The sequence below is a fragment of the Pedobacter sp. 01T416_2 genome, assembly GCF_056398925.1.
In genome coordinates, this window is the sequence record NZ_JBFTQI010000816.1 from 1 (window position 1) to 2509 (window position 2509).

3 protein-coding genes are annotated in these 2509 nt (G+C 41.4%); all 3 read left to right on the forward strand.

The annotated features are described in order from the left end of the window. A partial coding sequence (locus AC1DPQ_RS24470; RefSeq protein WP_477611155.1) for a type IV secretory system conjugative DNA transfer family protein occupies positions 1–1708 on the forward strand: 1708 nt, incomplete at its 5' end. A 7-nt stretch (positions 1709–1715) separates the two neighbouring features. After that, entirely contained in the window at positions 1716–2204 is a 489-nt protein-coding gene (locus AC1DPQ_RS24475; protein WP_477578609.1) for a M23 family metallopeptidase, read from the forward strand. Positions 2205–2256: 52 nt separating this feature from the next. Further along, a partial coding sequence (locus tag AC1DPQ_RS24480; protein WP_477611156.1) for a DUF4099 domain-containing protein occupies positions 2257–2509 on the forward strand: 253 nt, incomplete at its 3' end.

The window sequence follows — 2509 nt, forward strand, 5'->3', positions numbered from 1 at the left end:
CCCAAAGACTAAAGTTGTTTATCCTTTGAGCCTTGGTCTGCTCCTTTATTTTGGTAGCCTATTTTTTTATGGAAAACCTGGCCGGTTTTTGTTTGCTTACACGACAACAATGGATCTGACCTACATGATATTTTCCTTTTTCGGCGCTATACTGATCAGTATTTCCATGGATAATGTCTCCAAGATTATTAGGTCGGGACTTGGGAAGGATAAATGGAATGTTGAGGCCGAAAGTTTCATGCAACAGGTCAAAAAGATAGAAAATCCTTACTCCGTAAATATACCGATGCTTTTCTATTACAAGAAAAAGGTTAGAAAGGGCTGGGTGAATCTCAATGTTTTTCGTGCAACGATTTTAATCGGGACACCTGGCTCAGGGAAATCCTTTTCGGTTGTGAACCCTTTTATCAGGCAGCTGATTGCGAAGTCTTTTGCAGTCTGCTTGTACGATTTTAAGTTTCCGGATCTTGGCAAGATTGCTTATTACCACTTTTTGCAAGCAAAGAAAAAAGGCTTTCTGGAGGATTTTAAGTTTCATGTGATCAATCTGACTGATGTCGAAAAGAGCCGGAGGATAAATCCATTGCGTAGTGACTATATTACCATGTTGGCAGATGCTTCGGAGACAGCGGAAGGGACTGTGGAAGCGCTTAAAAAGGGAGATAAGGCCAGTGGGAGCGACGCTTTTTTTACGCAATCTGCTATCAATTTTTTAGCTTCCTGTATTTACTTTATGAGCAGGCATGAAAAGGGTAAATATTCCAGTCTGCCACATGTAATGGCTTTTTTAAATCGTTCCTACGAAGAGATTTTTTCTGTTCTTTTTACCAATCCGGAACTGGTGTCGCTGCTTTCTCCATTTAAGTCTGCATTTGCTGCCAAGGCTTTTGATCAACTGGAAGGACAGATTGGAACACTGAAAATATTCATGAGCCGTATGGCGACAAAGGAAACATTCTGGGTGTTTTCGGGAGATGATTTTGATCTCAAGATTTCCGATCCATCTTCGCCTGGAGTTTTGGTGCTGGCTAATGATCCCAATACCCAGAATATCAATTCCGCATGTTATTCAGTAGTACTCAACCGCCTTACCAGGCTGATCAATTCAAAGGGCAATCTTCCATCTGCACTGATATTGGATGAAGTACCAACACTTTTTGTCCACAGGATCGAGAATCTGATTGCAACCGCAAGGTCCAACAAGGTGGCGGTTTTAATGGGGCTACAGGAATTGCCTCAGTTCAAACAGCAATATGGAAAAGATACGGCGACTACCATTACTTCAGTTGTGGGTAACGTCCTGTCAGGCGCTGCGAGGAACAAAGAAACGCTAGACTGGCTGGAAAGAATCTTCGGTAAATCGAAACAGATCGGGGAAAGTATATCTATTGATAGAAGCAAGGTATCAAAATCAATCAGTGAAAAGCTTGAAGTGCTGATTCCTGCTGGCAAGATCACTACGCTGGGCGCTGGAGAGTTGGTCGGTTTACTTGCTACCGATGCAGATGAAAAGTATACTGGTGAGTATGAGACTTCAGCTATAAATTGCAAGATAAACCTGGATCTAAAAGAAATTAAAAAGGAGGAAGAAGGATATGTCGAACTACCTATTTTTTATGACTTTGGGGGAAAGAAGGAGGAGGTTCTCAGACGGAATTTTTTACGGATCAATCAGGAAATTGAAATGTTGGTGGCTGGTTTTATGTAGTGCTTTATTGATTAAGACTAATGGGTATGGGACAGTTCAGGACACTCTTGCTTATAAAAATTGGTATGCGAGGCTCCCGCTTAAAGAATTTAAACTGAATTCTGCTTATGGGATAAGGAACCATCCGGTAACTGGAGAACGATATTCTTTTCACAGTGGAATAGACATTGAGGGTAAAAACGAGGTTGTTGTTTCTATACTCCCGGGAATAATTGACAAAATTGGCTATACCGCTATAATGGGCAATTATGTTACTGTGAGATATGGATGCTATATGGTTTACTATGCCCATCTTTCTAAAATCTATTCCTCAGTTGGTCAGGTTCTCCAAACCGGAGACCCAATAGGCTTTACCGGATCAACGGGAAGGACCACAGGCGAACATCTGCATCTATCTGTTCTTCGTGGAAGTGTGAGCGTTAACCCACTTTATTTTCTCTTGATAATCCTATCAATGTCAGGCGACGAACTTAAACGCTATTTGTACGGTAGGTAAGCAAACAAACACTTTCTGCCAAAATTTCAATCCAAATTTTAAATGACTCTATATGCAAACTGCAAATTTAAATGTGCGGGATCTTCCCCTTGAAGATCTACGCGAACTGGGGCTTTACAGGGAAGGAGATATCACGCTTCCTAAAAAGGATATCGATGCACTGTTGTCCGGAATRCGGACAGGGCTGGTTAAGCTAAATGATATTAATCGTGACGGCATTGAAATCAAAGAAATGAGTGTAAAGCTTTCCCTGGCCAAAAATGCCGAGGGAAAATCTGAGCTATTGGTACACCCTGTTTACAAAC